Source organism: Nostoc sp. 'Peltigera membranacea cyanobiont' 210A, assembly GCF_002246015.1.
Lineage (GTDB): Bacteria > Cyanobacteriota > Cyanobacteriia > Cyanobacteriales > Nostocaceae > Nostoc.
Genome location: NZ_NOLJ01000017.1, coordinates 79,054 through 95,537 on the forward strand (window position 1 = coordinate 79,054; position 16,484 = coordinate 95,537).

Below are 16,484 nucleotides of genomic sequence, written 5' to 3' on the forward strand. Positions count from 1 at the left end.
TTATAACTTCCCAGATGTGTTTGGTGAATTCTTGCTGATAATAGTTTTTGCCATTTCTAGAAGCCCAAAAACATTAGCTTCCACTGGATTATCCAGAATTTTGAAACCGTTCTTTTCTAAGAGCTTCTTAAATCCAGGTAAGAGGCAACCTCCACCTATAGCCCAGATTTCATCCCCTTGGTGCTTGGCATCAAGTGTCAAATTCACTACTTTCTTCAAGTATTTTTCATACCAATCTTTCAAACAAGCACTATATATATCTTTAATATCGATGTCACGGCTGTACTTGGTATGTCCCATTTCCAGACAAAATCTGATTTTGGATGCATCCCCGATTTTTCCCCCATTTAGATGTTTCATTTTTTGGGAAATATCATCAATGAGAACTTCTACACCGATGGGGTAGGCGGTGTGAACTTCTCGCTTCCCCTGGTTGTAACGAGAATACAGAGTCGTTCCATTGCCAAAGTCTAAAATGGTTAATTTTTTCGGTAGTTGATGCCCAAACAATGCACCCATCCCCTCTAGCACAATTTTCAGCACTTCTACTTTCACCTCTGATTGTTTACCAGCAAGTATTGGCTGATATTCCCCACTTAGTACTTTTTGCAATTCGTCAGCCAGACCTACATCATGTAAGCTGACGACTAATTTTAAGTGCCAAGCCTTACGGTGTGGTAGATGTGCCAATGCACCCAATAATGTCAACAACGCATTATTGACTTTGTTTTCATTGTTATCCGTGTTCCGGTCAAAATGATAACCTGTACGGAAAGCTGATTCTCCGACTGTGTAAGCAGTGCCGTTAAAAACTACTCGTCCGGGTACATCTTCCATGTCGGCTGTGGAAATATAGCTGGGGACACGAACTACTTCAAAGCCATCGACTAAAAGTTTTAGGCTTCCATAACCGTTATCAAAGCCAGCAGGAAAAATTTTTTGTAAGGTATGAATGTTCGACATTGGGGGAAAGGTAATACGGTTCAATTTGTAAAAGTTATCAGTTGAGAAGATATGGGGGAGCAGAGGAGAGAATAATAAAATAACTACCTCTTTTTTCTCCAGCCTCAAGAGCTTATCATACCCCCTTGGGGGCTAAGTGGGGTATAAAGTGTCAAACAGTCAAATATACCCCACAAAACATCCATATATACCCTATACAGGGGTCAAATACTCATCGAAGTCCTGAATCATTTTTGGGGTACATATAGCCCCTATAAAGCCCCCAAAAGCATTTGTGAAGTTTTATTTTCTGAATAAAATAAAACTGGTTTACTAGATTGCTCTATTATGCAATTTAGTTATTGCTGAATGACTAAATTCAGTCTTGACTAAAATTACTAACAAACAAATAGGACAAAAATCTATCTTCTCGAAGAGTAGGACTTTTTGAGAGCTAAAGTAATGACTAAATAGCGTTAATTACAATTTAGTCATTTGTAAATGACTAAATTACATAATGACTAAATAACTTAAAAACAACATTATGCATTATGATATTGACTAATTTACACAATGCTGCTGGTAGTCAGTAAAATGTTAATTCTTACTTGTGCATCCTTGTCCGGTGGTCAGGGAAAAACAACTGTTGCAATCTTATTGGGTAGAATGCTTGCTCAAACAGGACAGCGTGTACTGATGATTGATGCCGATCCCCAAGCGAACCTAACTTTTTACCTGGGGCACGAAGTTCAGCAGAATCAACCCACGCTTCTAGAAGTTCTCAAAAAACAGATCAATACTGAAGACGGTATTTATGAAATCGGAGAAAACCTATGGTTAATTCCTGCTGATGATGGATTAGATAATGCTCAAGAATTTTTGTCTGGGAGCGGTATGGGAGCTATTGTTCTGAGCAAACGCTTAAAAGAGGTATCAGATTTATTCCAATACTGCATTGTCGATGCGCCACCTCAGCGATCGCAAATCTGCCTTACATCGTTGGGGGCAGCTGACCATATCATCATTCCTGTAGAAGCATCATCCAAAGGTGTAAATTCTCTTATCCGAACTCTGAGTTTAGTTGAGGAACTTCAAGAAATTGATGCTTTTTCAGGGATAGTGCTTGGCATCTTGCCATTCAGAGATAAATGGGTAGGTAATAACCAAGTCGCACAAAGTAAGGCGAGTATCAGTGCAATGCGAACAATTGCCGAAGAAATAGTCGTTTTACCTTCAATTTTAGAATCTGAACAATTTAAAAAGGCCATAGATAAAGGTGTAAGTTTGTCCTCTCTAGGCTTTGAACAACTCGAAACTCCCTTCCAACAAATTATCGAGAGGTTACAAAAGAATGTCTGATGTTTTTGAGCGCCTTAAGAAAAAGACACGTCCAAGTGTTCCAGCACGGGATACAACACTTGTAAAAGTACAACATGATAACTTACTAAATGACCAAATTACTGAATTTAGTCATTTACCTGAAAAACCAAAACCAGATTTAGATAGTGAGGAAGTTATAAACGATAAGGTAAGCACTTCTAATCAAGAACAGCAGTTAGAGTTACCCCAGATCATCAGGCGAACAATCAGGTTAGAACAGGACATTGATACCAACCTAGATAGCTTTTGCAATGTAAATAAAATTACTAGAGATACTTTCCTAGAAGCTGCATTTCTCGTCTGCTCAGAAAATGAGGAATTATTGCAAGAGGTACTAAAGCAAGCTAGAAAACGTTATCAACAGCGTAAACAAGCTGGTGAACAACGCAAATTTCAGACATTGGCTAAGAAAATCAACGTTAACGATTAAGTTAAGCCTAATCTATCCGTGAGAGGTTAAGGTAATTGCACAAATGTCCGTGAGGGTGCAGGAAACTACACTTACGAGTTTTAGTCAAATTCTATTGCCAATGGTGAGTTATAAAGCTTTAAGGAACTGCACTGGTTCTGTAGCCTCACGGCTGTTATTCACAAAAATATCAGCAATTAGTCGTAAAACTTCAGCTTGTTCTTCTGGAGGTGCTTCAGCAATCAGCGATCGCAGGCTAATTCCTGGCCTCTGACCAAATAACTCAGATAAATACCACACCCTAGCTTCTACCGGAATAGCCAAAAGTAGCGCTATTAGTTTTGATGCTCCTAGATCCGCCTTCCCGCGACGAAAGCGGGATAACATTACTTCTGACACTTTAGCCTGTTCAGCAGTTTTCTTCGCTTCCAAATTGAAGCGATTCATCATCTCATCGAATAACTGCTGATAACTTTGTGTTTTTTCTGATACAAAACTTTGCATTGCTTTGCTAATTATACTTAAGTTTAACGGTTATACGAGTTGTAGGGCGCAAGCTGGCGGATTTCTTCTCTAGCATAGCGAAATGCCTCAGCAATAGTCTCGTTATCTTTTAAGAATCCTGTGTAGAAGCGTTGGGCAAACCTTAACACTAGTCCATCATTTACTTCCTACATAGCTCCGACGAATACAGCCACACGCGCCTCTGTTACTAACCGTTCAGCCCAACCACCTAAACCAGTAAAACTGAACTCTGACCGTCCTCCATGACAAGCATTAATAAAAAGCAATGGGCGTGGTCTGCGTCCACCAAATCTGACTCGAATGTCAGAAGGACGTACAATACCATGTGATAACTTGATCGCAGAGTTACTAGGTAAGGCAGCGTCAAACATACCGTTGAACAGATCATTGATCTTGCTCTTGAGTCAAGTGCGTTTTTTACATCTTTGTTTATGCTTATCTTAATTTATTTGTCAAGCTTAAATTATACCAAACTAGATGATCTTACCTGCTTTCCTCGCGGCTTAGATTGTAAATTTCCTTCAAGTTTTTGTTGTTTTACAAGCTTTTGCACTAAACTCTTTGAGACGGAAAATATGTTAGCTACTTTCCTGATTGAGATGTTTTTCTGAAGATGTGCTGCAACTATTTTTTCTCAAAGATCGACAGAGTAGGACTTTATTTAAAAGCATTTATATTTTAATCTGGTGTACCTCATAATCAGTAAACCAAAAAGTTTTTAAGAGAAAAGCGATCGCTAAAATACTTATATGTTTTGATACTTTTTTATATGTAATTCTCTAACCAGCAGACACAGTATAGATTAAGATTACTTATGATTAGTTGGTCGAGAGATTTTCAGTGCTAACCTGTTGGAATATAAATGCTTTCAACTACTTGATATTTGCGCTGTAAGGCTTGAGATAAAAAGGCTAACATCTGTTTAAGTGTAAAAAGTGTGCGATAAATTAATCGACTCCCTTTCCTTTTACGACTGATTCTAAGCCAAAGTATATTCACCCAAATATTAACTAAAAGAAAGGATATGCCAACGAATAGTAATCTCAAAACTGGATTTTTATTATTAGTTTTAATTCGACAAATATTTTTCAGCCGATAGCTAGTTTCAATACCAAATCTTTTTCGATAATCTTGATAGATATAATTTAAATTTGTTTTGATTTTATAAGTAACATAAGCAAAATATTGCACTCCATACTTTTTACGCTTTTCCTTTCTATACTTGCAGACAATCCATAAGTCAAAGGTGACTGAATCATCTTTGCCTCTAGTAATTGTATAGGTATTTTTATAACTTTTTTTACCCTTTAAAAGCTGCTTGATTCCTCCTTGCTTTCCTGTCTTAACAGCAGGCATCATAAATGGAATATCTAATGCCTGCAACCATCTGATTACAGGAGTATTAAAAAAGCCTCTATCTAAATAGAGCTTTTTTATATTTATCTTAAGTGAATCAAGTTCTGCTAATAAATACAGCACTTGCGGCAGCTATGAGGTACATCCTAAAACCTGAAAGCGATGATAGGAGAGGGGCAAGGAGAAAACTATATTGCATAACAGCCGGAAGCGCTGTAAGTAATTATAGCAACACTGGTATCTAATTGGCGTACTCCCCGAACAGCAAGGGTTACACGCTTATTTTTGGTAATTACATATAAAGTTGCATAGGCGTAAAATGAATGCGTACCAGATTTTGCTTGACTTCGATATATGTAAGGTAATTCCTCCGATGTTGGCTTACCATAATAGCAAATTAGATTTAAATCAATCGCTATTTTTAAACAGCCTTTTTTTAATCCTAAAGGGATTCGGCTTTTCAATGCCAAGTTAATTTGCGCCTCTAATTCTTCAAAATTATTGATTTTATTGAGATGATATCTAATATCATTGGCTGTCGGAACATTCTTTAATAGTTTAGCTGTGTTCTCAATACTGTCTCCACTGCTGGCAGCATGAATCAGAATCTCAAATAAAGTTTTTTGATCGCATACACCTTGAGTTTCAATAGAGAAATTTTCTACTAAACATTCAATAACTTGATCAAGGGTTTCTGAGTCTGTTAAAATCGGTTCCTCTGTAGACTCGCTCCTCTTGGTTTTTTCTAAAGATGAAACAGTCAATTTTCTCAGCCAATATACGACACACTAGTTTGATCATTTCATATTTTGAAATACTGCAAAATATGATAACTATTTTTTATTAAATTAGTATTTAATAATACTTGCTTATACGTATTTGTTTATTGATGATGCCTGCGGTGTGCGTAGCGATCGCCCTTTTGGAAAAACTTTTTGGTTTACTGATAATAGACGCAAATGCTATATACTCAAGGAGTGAGCCGAAGCGCTACAAGAGGTGTCATATTCGATCGACCCGTCGCGCCGGCGAACGAGTTGGCGGAGTCGGCCTTGACGTTTGCCGATCGGTTGTAGGTGCTTATGGACCATCCGCAGCAGAACGCGGAGCGTGGGCACAACGGATTCCACACTCTAACTTTATCCCCGCCACAGAGTTGAGGATGCGCTAAATAATTTACTTATGTGAATTTTTTGATGAATTACTTTCCCCTCAATGCCAAGACGATTCCGGGTTATTTAAAGCAGCTGGACAACCTCAGCAGCGTATTGATTTTCGACTCGCTCACAATTGAGGAAGTTGGTGATGGCAATGTGAATTACGTCTACCGGATTACAAGTAAGCCGAACAATACGTCAGTGATACTGAAACAAGCTGTTCCCTACCTGCGCGTCGCGGGGACAGAATGGCCGCTCGACCGCAACCGAATTGAGTTTGAGGCTAGAGCGCTGAGACTTTATGGGTCAATTGTGCCAGACCTTGTACCAAAGCTGTATCATGTTGATACGTCGATGAGCGTGATTGTGATGCAGTGTCTTTCAAACCACATCGTCCTCCGCCGCGGTATGATCGCCGGTATCGAATATCCAAGAATCTCGGATCATCTCTCTACGTTCCTCGCGGAGACGCTTTTTCGGACATCCTCGTTTTGTATGAGTAGCCACGACAAGCGGTCGCTCATGCATAATTTCAATATGAATATGGATTTGTGTAAGCTTAGTGAGGATTTAATATTCTCTTTTCCGCTAATGAAATCGGATTCTAACTATACGAACCCACATCTAAAGGAACATATTGATCGACTGTATAGGGATGCCATGTTTAGGACTAACTTTGCATGGTTTAAGTATAAGTTTATGAACTGTACCGACGCGCTACTTCACGGCGACTTGCATACTGGCTCCATAATGGTCAACGAACAGGAGACTTATGTAATTGATCCCGAATTCGCCTTTTTTGGGCCGTTCGGCTTCGATGTAGGCAAACTCCTGGGGAACTTCCTGTTGGCGTCGATTTCACACTACTACCGCAGCGTCGAGTCCAAATATCGCTCATGGCTGATGGCGGCCGGCTTAGAGACGGTGCGCTCGTTCTTCACGAAGTTCGACACTCTATGGGCTATGCATCTTGAACAGGAGACGGCGATGTTTCATCGCGGTTATCTTCGTTCCGCTGAAAGGTTTATATTTCAAGAGCGTTTCCGTCGGTCTCTGATTCAGGACATTACGGGCTTCGCGGGTTGTACCATTGCTCGACGAATACTTGGAATAGCAGGCGTCGCTGACATTCGAGAAGTCGCTGACCTAACTGAACGCGCGCGCTTGGAAGGTATTGCGCTTGAACTTGCGCGAATACTGCTTAATAATTACGCCTCGGTGTGCACTCTTGAAGACTTGGAATCGCTCGTAGCGTCTTTCTTTGATGGTGTCACAAGCGTCTTCCGTATGAGGACTGAGGTGAGCAGCCTATATTAGGATGCCGAGTTCGTTTTTCCGTTAACTTCCACCGATAATGCCGATGAAAGCACTAGTTTTGGCAGGCGGGCGTGGAAATCGCCTCGGTAAAATCACGTCCGGCACAAATAAATGCCTACTCGAACTATATGGACAGCCAATTGTCGAACACGTCCTTGAACGTGCCTCAACTGCGGGCATCAACGACGTTGTGATGGTTGTTGGTTATCGCGGCGAAGACATCATCAACAGGTACGGCATCTCTTATGCAGGCATGAGAATCCAGTATGTTATTCAGACTAAACAATTGGGGATAGTCCACGCGATCGAGTGTGCCGCGGATGCCCTCCAGGGACAGGATTTCTTGCTCATGCTTGGCGACGTCTTTCTCGTCGTCCCGAGGTGCATGGAGATGCTCGCGCAATTCCGGGACAGGCACGATGTTTTCGCGTACTGTGGCGTGTTACGGGTCGCTGACCCAGAACGCATTCGCAAGACGTTTACGGTTGCTACAAAACCAGATGGTTCCGTTATCCGGCTGGTTGAGAAGCCGAGGCGACCGTTTAATGATATGATGGGGACCGGTGAGGGCGTGTTTCGAAATGCAATCCTGCAATACAGCCACCTTACTCCACCGAGCATTCGGAATCAGGAGCGGGAACTAACCGATCTCGTACAGTGTGTGGTTGATGATGGTTATAGAGTGGAACCGTTTCTTCAGTGCAGTGATTACATTAATATTAATACGGAAGAAGACCTACAGAACGTGGCCCCTCACTTAGCGGCAAGAGATTCGGAGTAGCGTAGGGAGTTCGATCAGCGATGCGAGACGTCACCAAAGCACTAGTCGTTCCAACAGTCGATATCGAATCGTTCTGCACACATGGCAGTCGATCCGATCCTGTCGATTCGTTGACCTTGAGCGTGCTGAATGCGGCCAGGACTGCGGGTGTCATGAGTGTGATTGGACACGGAGTTTCGAACGAGTGCATAGACGCGATGTTTGCATCCGCGACTCGCTTTTTCGCACAGCCTGATGTCGTAAAGCTTTCTTGGAGTAAGCGTTCGGCGTTCAGCACCGGCTTTGTTCCCTTTGTCAAGAAAAAGGATAGCCTGAAAGAAGAGTATGACTTTGGTACTCCGCGCGAATCGAGTAGGTCCGATTTGCAAAAACATTACCCAATAGGCCCAGCGATATTTTCGGGTGTCATCGATGAATACTACCGTGAAATGGAACGTGTTGAGGCGGTATTGCTTGCACTATTCTCGCGCGCCCTCGGTAAACTGCTAGGCATGCATCTTCCGGACGATTACCTGAAACAATCGCAAGGCGGGTTTCGAGGATTGCTTCGGGTCAACTACTACCCATCCACGGTTTCCTGTGACGAAATGGATTATTTTCGTAATGGTGCTCATGAGGATTGGTCCTCCATTACGTTGCTCGCGGTTGACGGGGAGGGACTTGAGATTCTGGACTCCGGGCATTGGCACGCTGTTCCGTACATTCCGAATGCCATCGTGGTTCTCGTGGGCAATCAGTTGGCCATGCGCAGCAACGGCGGTTTCACAGCATGTGTACACCGCGTCAGTGGCAAAGTGAACTGCGTCAACGCCCGCTTGTCCCTCGTGTACTTTGGGTGCGAATGGTTTGATCCGGACGATCGCGCGGTGATAGCTCCGCTTTGTCCAGAGGGAGTCGAGCCAAAGTATCAACCGACATCGATCAAGGATCATCTCTTACGACTGGCGGGACTACAGGAGGGAAAGCTCAGTTACGGTGGTGAATTGAATGTGGAGGACGGTAATACATGACGATTTCAAATGTAAATCCCGATCTTGGTGATCCATTACCAAATGTGCGAGAACTCGAGCGTGACTCCTCACGGTTCGTTGCTTGCAACTTTCCCGTTCCAGACGGCGTTGTGTCGACTACGGATTATCTACTAAACCAACGTAGGTCTGTAGGCACTTACACAAAGGTTGCCAGTGCGTCACATTTCCAGTATACGTGGCCGTTCACGATAGATTCGACCGTCCACTGGAAATTCAGAGGCAACGCGAGCGGCGTTATTCCTGAGCGATTCGTGGCCGAAATCGGCTGGGGAAGAATTTATCGTCAGGGTGTGGTTATCACGCCAACAAATGAGATCCTCCGGGACGTCTCGGAACAGTTCTATCATCGGTCGCATGGCCATGCCTTGCTAGACCAACAGGGTATTCCGATCCCGATGGTGCTCGACAAGAATATTGCGGTTGTGTCATCCATTGCTTCGGCGAATTACTTCCATTGGCTTTGCGAGTGCTTGCCACGACTCGGCATGCTGAACGATCACGAGATTGATGCATATTATGTCAATCTGTTTGAACAAGACAGCAGGTTTCACGAAGACACACTGGCATTATTGGGGGTGTCGCCAGAAAAGCTCTTCTTTGCTGGCCGAGACACGCATGTGCTCGCTCGAAAAGTTTACGTTCCTTCCCTACCGGGGAAGCACAACCATGCATCTCCTTATACCTGCCGCTTCCTACGGCAGATGTTGGTCACTAGTCGCTCGGCTGATTGTGTCACTCCCAAGAAACTCTACGTCAGCCGTCAGAACGCTGCGCGCCGACACGTTGTGAATGAGGAGGACGAAGTGTGGCCGTGGCTGAGGGCGCAAGGGTTTGAGCGTGTCGAGTTAAGCGGACAGGTATCCGTTAAGGAGCAAATACATCTGTTCTCTGCTGCTGAGGTAATCGTTGGCCCCTTTGGCGCAGGGTTAACCAATATGGTATTTAGTCCACCGGGAGCCAGCATCGTCGAGTTCTTTTCCCCAAAGTGCGTTCGTCTCCACTACTGGTCTCTATCAAATGCGTGCGGACACAGGTACGGCTACCTGCTTGGCGAAGGAAAGCAGCCGGCGGACTTTGAGGATCCCGATCTCGGGAACGAAGATATGGAAGTCGACGTTGTAAAGCTAAGGGCGCTTTTTCAAGTGATGCAATTATGACACAAGAGACTGTGGGACATTTTAGCGGCGGTTTCGCTTACCTTGGGGTATCTCACTCCCATTACGTTGCCGCGTGGCTGCTGATAATGCAGTCTTGGAGAGCGAAAAATTTCCAGGTAGAAATTTTTCGCTCTCCGTCTTGAAACGGCAGCCTCCTAGAACCAGGGATAGGTTCGACAGCGCATCCTGCAAACGCGATCATTATCCTCCTTTTGGAGAGATTTGACGATGCTTGCATCAAGAATGACACCGGACTCACATCCTATTTGGCGTGTGTCGATCCTCCCTACGTATCGAAGCGGCACAAAGCAACTTAAACGTTCCGTTGTCGACAGTAACAATTAGTCAGGCCGAGAAATATTGGCGTACTCCAACGACGATTCAGTAGCAACGCTTAGCACAGCCTTGCCCTGCTGTACGTAGCGTCGTAGATTTTGCGAACGGGCGATCAAGTTTTCTCGAAGCCTATCTGAAACGCGTGTTGGGTCATAGTTGCTGTCCTGAGCAAGAACGTACCTGAGCATGATATTGAGTCGATCATCGTCACTCGACTTCACTGAGGAAATCGAGTACATCGGGTGGCCGAGTGCAATTGGATCGACGACTTGCCCCGAATCTCTGAATAGAGGCACTTTGTCAAGCCCGGGAGTAATTACCGCTGCCTCATAGGCCTCATTCGGCGTGACAACCCAGGTCGAGTTTACATTGTCATATACTCCATAACGCGCGCGACCTAGTGGCTTGATCGCCAATCGCCCTTCCGACCCTGGTCGGGAATGCGTTGCCACCACAAGATCACCAGTCCAGTAACGCAAAAGCGGTTGGGCTTCTTGGAACGGATACAGAGGGGTGAGCACAAGAACACCAAGCCCCTCTTTGATTGGGACTCTTGTGGCGTAGTCCACAACTTCCGGAATTACGCACGGATCGAAGTAGTACCAATCATCATAGCCAGATTGAGCCGCTCCACCAAAAACCTCACTCAATCCGTACCTATCTCTCACTCTGCAACAAAAAGACGACTCGATAAACGCACGGGACTCCGGAGTAATGTAACTTCCGAAGGAGATGATCGTATTCAAGTCGCTTTTGAGAGGTGCGATGCCTTTACTTTCCAAGTATTGCGCAAATGCAATCAACGTCCTGAGCATTCCCACCAAAACGGTGCATTTGTCATCAACATTCCTGTCAGTGTGGCGTGAAGTTATGGTCCGAATGCCGTGTTCGAAACTGGCATTGTCATAAATCCCGATTCGATGACTGTGAATCGGTGCCGGCACGGTTATAAGGAACCCGTGAAACGGGTTGTTGATTTGCAACACGCGTGTACGCGAGTCGTTGATGGGAAAAACCTGGGAGAAGAAGTCCCAAATGTAGGACAACTCGCGATCACCGCGGATAGTAAGAAACGGTGGGCCAGTACTTCCAGAACTGGAAACCTCATTACACACCAGTCCTTCTCGATTCTGGGCAAGACGACCAGCGGCGCGAACCTCTTCTTTTCTTATGATTGGTAGCAAACCGATTTCGTTAACGGTTTCAGGTAGCTCGCGACCCGTTAAGAGATCACGAAAGAAGGGAGTTTTGAGTGCGTTCTGTATCGTTGGGGACAGAAGTACATCGTGCAGCCGAGTGATTGAGTCCATTGGCAAAGCCAAATTGTCAGGCGATGCGCTCATTAGCAAACCGCGCTAGAACACTCGCTTCGGCTACCGCGCCATCCGCCGCTGCGATTTTCTCCACGGCAGACTCAGCAAACTTCATTCCTGAGGGATCTGATTTTGCCAAAGCGTCTTTATAAATTTTAATTAAGGAATCCAAAGAAGGAACGCTCATTTCTCGAGTTTCGATCATGACTATTCTCCAACGGAGGTTATTGAACCAAGGTAACGGACTATAGTCATATAATAGCACAATACGTCGTGCGTAATAGCACAATACCTCGTGCGATTCACCCCCCCTTTCAAGCCTACGGTGTACACACAAGTGCTAGTAAACTATGGAGGGAAGGGATTTTGGGGTGAAAAAAGGAGTGGAAAACCCAATAAAGATTCATGCTCAAAAGTGGCATGGGAAAGCATTTGGAGATCCAAGGCTGAAAAAAAGGGGGCAGCATTGTACGAAGCGATGTCCAAGTATCAATCAGTTAGTATTAGGCAAATAAGTAAAAACAGAGCCGAACAAGTAGGGTACTACCGTTTTTAAGAGAATGAAAATGTGACAGTAGGGGAATTAATCAGCAGCATATCAGAGCAGTGCTGTGTACAAGTAGAACGAAGGCATATACTAGCAATCAGTGACAGTAGCGAAATCAACTTACAGTCTCATGCAGGGAGATTGAAAGCACTTGGGCTAGGTGTAGTCGGAAACAACACAGACGTAGGGTTTTATATCCACCCAACACTAGTATTAGATAGCGAGTATTAGATAGCGAAAACGGATTTCCATTGGGATTAAGCACAATACAACTGTGGACGAGAACACCAGACCATGCCGATAAACATCAACGAAATTATCCAAACTTACCGATAGAGGCGAAAAAATCATACAAATGGCTGCGTTCAGCTGATGAAACGCAAAAATGCCTCAGTGTTGGTCAAGCGAAAATGATTACCCATATCGGTGACAGAGAAAGCGACATATATGAGGAATTTGCTACAGTCCCAAATCAAGATAATCATGTGTTAGTCAGAGTGCGCCAAGACCGACGTTTGTTTGGGCAAAAGCAATCACTATATACATATTTAAATCAGCAACCATGTGAGGGAACTTATACTGTTGATGTCCCAGCTGACTCACGTATCGGTAGAGTAGCAAAGGAAGCATTACTCATGGTTCGCCGTGCGGTGGTGGAAATTCAACGTCCACACAAGTTAATTGCCAAGATTACCCCAACAGCGTTACACTTTCTGCGGTCGAAGCCTTGGAAATTAACCCGCCACCAGCTCAAAAACCAATTCATTGGCGGTTGCTGACTACACACTCAGTCGTTTGTTTAGAACAAGCATTACAGGTGATTCGATGGTACACATGGCAATGGCGAATTGAACAACTGTTTGCCACCTTTAAAACTGCCGGATTAAATCTCGAAGCTACCCAATTAGAATCGATTGCTGCTATTCAACGACTGACTGTATTAGCTTTGTCAGTTGCCGTGCGAATTTTACAACTGATTCAAGAACGGGATAACCCTGATTTACCTGCTACTATTGCTTTTTCTCATCAGCAACAGCATTGCTTGTCTAGCATTTCACCAACTTTAGACGGTAAAACTCAATTGCAACAAAATCCCTATCCTCCTTCCTCTCTTCCTTGGGCTACTTGGATTATTGCTCGACTTGGTGGTTGGTCTGGTTACAAATCCCAAAAACCTCCCGGTATTACTACTTTGAGCCGTGGGCTTGAGCAGTTTGAATCCACCTTTTTTGGTTGGAAACTCGCTCTGGGTCAACTTGTGTGTACACCGTAGCCCTTTCAAGTAGGGCAAGAAGTTTGTCAATATCATGACAGAGAAATCTTTGAGCATTGGTAATGGAATGATGACCATTTCGACGAAGAATATCTAAGTACACGTCACCGGAAAAAAGGGTCGGAAATAGTAGAAGATATTCTCTGTAGGGTTGCACAAAAAATTAAAATTAGAGTGAAAAGTAGAAAATGGTTTTTGTAATTGTTCTCAGTCAAAAATCAAGTAGCAACAGTTGAAGAAAGTAGTCGATTAATTCGTAACCTAAGCAATCCGCAAACAGCCATAATCACCTGAATATATCTATGCCGAGCTAAACGGAATTTATCACTGGCTACTCGAAATATTTTCACCTGACATATCAGATGTTCAACAAAGATGCGACGTGATGATATTTATTTCTTATCCTGTTTTTGTAATTCAGAAATCTCTGTATTTTTGGTTTTTTTCTGAGGCGTGGTAATAGCATCATCTCCAATGTAAGCTTTATCGCCGAGAAACTTTTGTGTAGCAATAAATTTATGCTGGGTTTCTCGAAACAAATTAATATCACTAGTTTTTCCTACCTTTAGGTTTCAGCTAAAAGGGCAGGTGTTTTCTATACGCCTGGACGGTCGCCTCCAGTGCTGTGTCCGTTGGGACGATCTCCTCATACCCAAGCTCCTGCCTAATTCGAGTGGTGTCAAAACGTAGGTGTTGCCTGAAGTTGGTTCCTTCCGGAAACTCCTTGATCGGTGGGCGCCCACCCGGATCGCTATCGGAAAGGTACCTAATGCAGCCACGCCATCCTACTTGGCGGCCGATCTCGCAAACCCACTCCTCCTCCGGAAAGTCCTGCGGTTCAGCCACGTTGTAGACCTTCCCAGCTTCGCCTCGCTCTACGACCAAGGCAATGGCGTGCGCGATGTTGTCCACATACGCACGGGCGTTTCGCCACCGCGCTGCGGACTCTTGCAGGAAAATGATCGAGTCATCCTCCAGCATTCGTCTGACGTAGGGTATCAGCCGATGGTCCGGATCACCCGGCCCATAAACCATCGGTAGGCGAACGATATTGAACGGAACCGTGGTCTCTTCCTTAAACACTTTCTCCATCAGGATCTTGTCGAAATCGCACAACCACGCTTTCGAGTTGTCGGATTCGCAAGGGATCAGTCCCCGATAAGGATACAGCTTCCGCCTAAGCGGCGAACTCTCCTGGGCGGGCCTATTGTCAATTTCCGCAGTTTCCGAACCCAGAAACACACCGTAGTTACGATATACGCTCCCGCTGCTAATCACCACGAAGCGATCCACAACCTCACCAAGATTCTGCACGGTGAGGCGTGCATCCACGGCATTTCTACTTACCATATCCACGACGATGTCGGGATCGATTTCACGAAAAATTGGGCGATAAGCGCCGAGTTGCTCCCTCGAACCTAGAAGGTGGCGCACGTTGTCTTGCATCAACTTCGATGGATTAGGGTGGTAGACGGTTACCTCGTGTGCTCGAAGCGCCCGAACGACGCGTGTACCGATGAAGCCGGTTCCACCAATGACGAGTACCCGCATGGTCGTGAAAGTCCTAGATTAGCTGTACTTCATTCAGCAGAATGATCTCGGGCTAGAAGTGACACTGCTTAAAATGTTCTGAAGAAGTTATCAAACATTGACTAAGGTGCTTGACAACATCTTAGATTGCTCTATGGTCACCGCTGACTGACTTGCGATCACATTATACATCTGTTTATTGCGACATAACTCTTAATTTCGCCTAGCCACTTAAACCAATACTCCGGACAGTTTTGCGGGGGCAGGGCAAACGCATGTGTGACTCGTTCCTAAGCTAATACATAACCTAGGGTGAGAACCTCAAGGAACAGAACCTTGAAAACCTTATAACTAAACCTGGGATAGAGGTGAAAGTCCTCTCCTACAAGGGTAGTAGTGACTCCCGACCTGCCCACAGCGACCGAACTCGGAATTTCGGAGACTGAAGCAGGGAACAGGGGTGCGACCCGAACTGGTCGTTTAGAAAGGGAAGCCCACTTCCCTAGCGGATTCATACCCGCTACTCTCACGGAAAAGACTCTGCGAGAGTCTGGTCACGTCCAAGTAGGTAACGAAACAGACGGAGTGCAGACCCCGAAAGTAACCGAGACTAGCAGCCTAAGCCGGTTAGGAGCGAGAGAGAGTCATCAAACGGTGAACTAACGTGAACTATTGTTTTAAACTGCGTTATCCAGCAAGGAGCTAAATAAGGCTGATAAGCTCCAACCAAAAGGTAAGCAAGCGGATATTTAACTCCCTGTTTTAAATATCGTATGAACAAAATCTTGCCGCAGAAGAAATAGCACCTAATTGATGACATAAAAACTAAACGACACAACGGGGTAAACCCTACAGAGTCTAGAAAATGTCGATATTTCTAGTAAGCCAACCGTAAGGAAAGCAGAAATCTCTGGAGGGGAGAGGATGGATAAAAAAGCGAATGCCTATCTGTAATGGATAGGATTGTGATTTGAAACAAAAAATGAGATTTTAACTCATGATATGCTTCAAAAATGAGTATCCAGTTTATAGTTCACTTTTAATATTCGAGTTTTTTTACTAATAATGATTATCGTGTAAAGGATAAAAAGACTGATAAAAGCGACGTTTGTATCAATTCTTCGGCTTGATTATCATTATTATTCAGCTACGATTTGAGTAGGCGATCGCTCTGTTGTTGGGCGATCGCTTGGACAATGAAATATTTGATTTTTACTCAGATATCTACTAAAACACAAGTTTTGAACCATAACGTGGGTATTTGAAGCATATTTTGAATTGAAAGTTTAATTTAGAACAATTTGGGAGCATCCCAAATGTGTAAAAATAAAGAAAGAAACATTATTCGCGAGGTTTCATCGCGAATAATATAGGGACTTAATCTTGTGGGTCTTCCTCCTCTTGCTCAGACCCAGAACTAATATCTAGAA

Annotated in this window: 16 protein-coding genes and 2 pseudogenes; 9 read left to right on the forward strand and 9 right to left on the reverse strand. The window is 44.1% G+C overall.

From position 1 onward, the window contains the following. Nucleotides 1-963, reverse strand: coding sequence for a ParM/StbA family protein (locus CDG76_RS34505; RefSeq protein ID WP_094353321.1), 963 nt, complete (start codon nucleotides 961-963; stop codon nucleotides 1-3). 573 nt (nucleotides 964-1,536) lie between these two features. Here CDG76_RS34505 and CDG76_RS34510 point away from each other — a divergent pair. Together CDG76_RS34510 and CDG76_RS34515 are read left to right on the forward strand one after the other, a co-directional pair. Next, nucleotides 1,537-2,301 carry a ParA family protein gene (locus CDG76_RS34510; RefSeq protein ID WP_094353341.1) on the forward strand — a complete coding sequence of 255 codons (765 nt, stop codon included), beginning with the start codon at nucleotides 1,537-1,539 and terminating at the stop codon, nucleotides 2,299-2,301. Continuing rightward, a complete protein-coding gene (locus tag CDG76_RS34515) occupies nucleotides 2,294-2,752 on the forward strand; it encodes a hypothetical protein (protein WP_094353322.1) in 459 nt (152 codons plus the stop codon). The genes CDG76_RS34510 and CDG76_RS34515 overlap by 8 nt, the downstream gene beginning before the upstream one ends. 108 nt (nucleotides 2,753-2,860) lie before the next feature. On the opposite strand, the gene CDG76_RS34520 is transcribed toward CDG76_RS34515, so the two are convergent. The 4 genes and pseudogenes from CDG76_RS34520 to CDG76_RS39820 form a co-directional block, all read right to left on the reverse strand. Continuing rightward, entirely contained in the window at nucleotides 2,861-3,235 is a 375-nt protein-coding gene (locus CDG76_RS34520) for a hypothetical protein (protein WP_069069515.1), read from the reverse strand. Between the two features lie 23 nt (nucleotides 3,236-3,258). Further along, nucleotides 3,259-3,384 carry a hypothetical protein gene (locus tag CDG76_RS39305; protein WP_262984384.1) on the reverse strand — a complete coding sequence of 42 codons (126 nt, stop codon included), beginning with the start codon at nucleotides 3,382-3,384 and terminating at the stop codon, nucleotides 3,259-3,261. Between the two features lie 18 nt (nucleotides 3,385-3,402). Next, nucleotides 3,403-3,627 carry a hypothetical protein gene (locus CDG76_RS34525; protein WP_094353323.1) on the reverse strand — a complete coding sequence of 75 codons (225 nt, stop codon included), beginning with the start codon at nucleotides 3,625-3,627 and terminating at the stop codon, nucleotides 3,403-3,405. A gap of 472 nt (nucleotides 3,628-4,099) precedes the next feature. After that, nucleotides 4,100-5,376, reverse strand: a pseudogene (locus CDG76_RS39820) (transposase). Nucleotides 5,377-5,477: 101 nt separating this feature from the next. Between CDG76_RS39820 and CDG76_RS36815 the strand changes: the two are divergent. From CDG76_RS36815 to CDG76_RS34555, 5 genes are read left to right on the forward strand one after another with little or no spacing between them, the layout of a single operon-like run. Beyond that, nucleotides 5,478-5,783, forward strand: coding sequence for a hypothetical protein (locus CDG76_RS36815; RefSeq protein ID WP_143854224.1), 306 nt, complete (start codon nucleotides 5,478-5,480; stop codon nucleotides 5,781-5,783). Between the two features lie 25 nt (nucleotides 5,784-5,808). Then, nucleotides 5,809-7,086: an S-methyl-5-thioribose kinase gene (gene mtnK, locus CDG76_RS34540; protein ID WP_094353325.1), complete on the forward strand. Its 1,278-nt coding sequence runs from the start codon at nucleotides 5,809-5,811 to the stop codon at nucleotides 7,084-7,086. Between the two features lie 37 nt (nucleotides 7,087-7,123). Then, a complete protein-coding gene (locus CDG76_RS34545; RefSeq protein WP_094353326.1) occupies nucleotides 7,124-7,867 on the forward strand; it encodes a sugar phosphate nucleotidyltransferase in 744 nt (247 codons plus the stop codon). 20 nt (nucleotides 7,868-7,887) lie between these two features. Continuing rightward, entirely contained in the window at nucleotides 7,888-8,877 is a 990-nt protein-coding gene (locus CDG76_RS34550; protein WP_094353327.1) for a 2OG-Fe(II) oxygenase family protein, read from the forward strand. Continuing rightward, nucleotides 8,874-10,055, forward strand: a complete 1,182-nt coding sequence (locus CDG76_RS34555; protein ID WP_094353328.1) for a glycosyltransferase family 61 protein — start codon at nucleotides 8,874-8,876, stop codon at nucleotides 10,053-10,055. Before CDG76_RS34550 ends, CDG76_RS34555 begins: the two co-directional genes overlap by 4 nt. Before the next feature lie 341 nt (nucleotides 10,056-10,396). Here the strand turns inward: CDG76_RS34555 and CDG76_RS34560 are convergent, their stop codons facing one another. Together CDG76_RS34560 and CDG76_RS34565 are read right to left on the reverse strand one after the other, a co-directional pair. After that, nucleotides 10,397-11,734 (reverse strand): phenylacetate--CoA ligase family protein, encoded by a 1,338-nt coding sequence (locus tag CDG76_RS34560; protein ID WP_190241075.1) that lies wholly within the window; start codon nucleotides 11,732-11,734, stop codon nucleotides 10,397-10,399. After that, a complete protein-coding gene (locus tag CDG76_RS34565; protein WP_094353330.1) occupies nucleotides 11,718-11,909 on the reverse strand; it encodes a hypothetical protein in 192 nt (63 codons plus the stop codon). The genes CDG76_RS34560 and CDG76_RS34565 overlap by 17 nt, the downstream gene beginning before the upstream one ends. Nucleotides 11,910-12,182: 273 nt before the next feature. Between CDG76_RS34565 and CDG76_RS34570 the strand changes: the two are divergent. After that, nucleotides 12,183-13,524, forward strand: a pseudogene (locus CDG76_RS34570) (IS4 family transposase). A 392-nt stretch (nucleotides 13,525-13,916) separates the two neighbouring features. Here the strand turns inward: CDG76_RS34570 and CDG76_RS38860 are convergent. Both CDG76_RS38860 and CDG76_RS34580 read right to left on the reverse strand, forming a co-directional pair. Next, nucleotides 13,917-14,063: a transposase family protein gene (locus CDG76_RS38860; protein WP_223265520.1), complete on the reverse strand. Its 147-nt coding sequence runs from the start codon at nucleotides 14,061-14,063 to the stop codon at nucleotides 13,917-13,919. A 37-nt stretch (nucleotides 14,064-14,100) separates the two neighbouring features. Beyond that, nucleotides 14,101-15,075, reverse strand: coding sequence for an NAD-dependent epimerase/dehydratase family protein (locus tag CDG76_RS34580; RefSeq protein WP_094353331.1), 975 nt, complete (start codon nucleotides 15,073-15,075; stop codon nucleotides 14,101-14,103). Between the two features lie 375 nt (nucleotides 15,076-15,450). Between CDG76_RS34580 and CDG76_RS34585 the strand changes: the two genes are divergently transcribed. Then, nucleotides 15,451-15,717 carry a hypothetical protein gene (locus CDG76_RS34585; protein WP_094353332.1) on the forward strand — a complete coding sequence of 89 codons (267 nt, stop codon included), beginning with the start codon at nucleotides 15,451-15,453 and terminating at the stop codon, nucleotides 15,715-15,717. Nucleotides 15,718-16,484 lie beyond the last annotated feature (767 nt).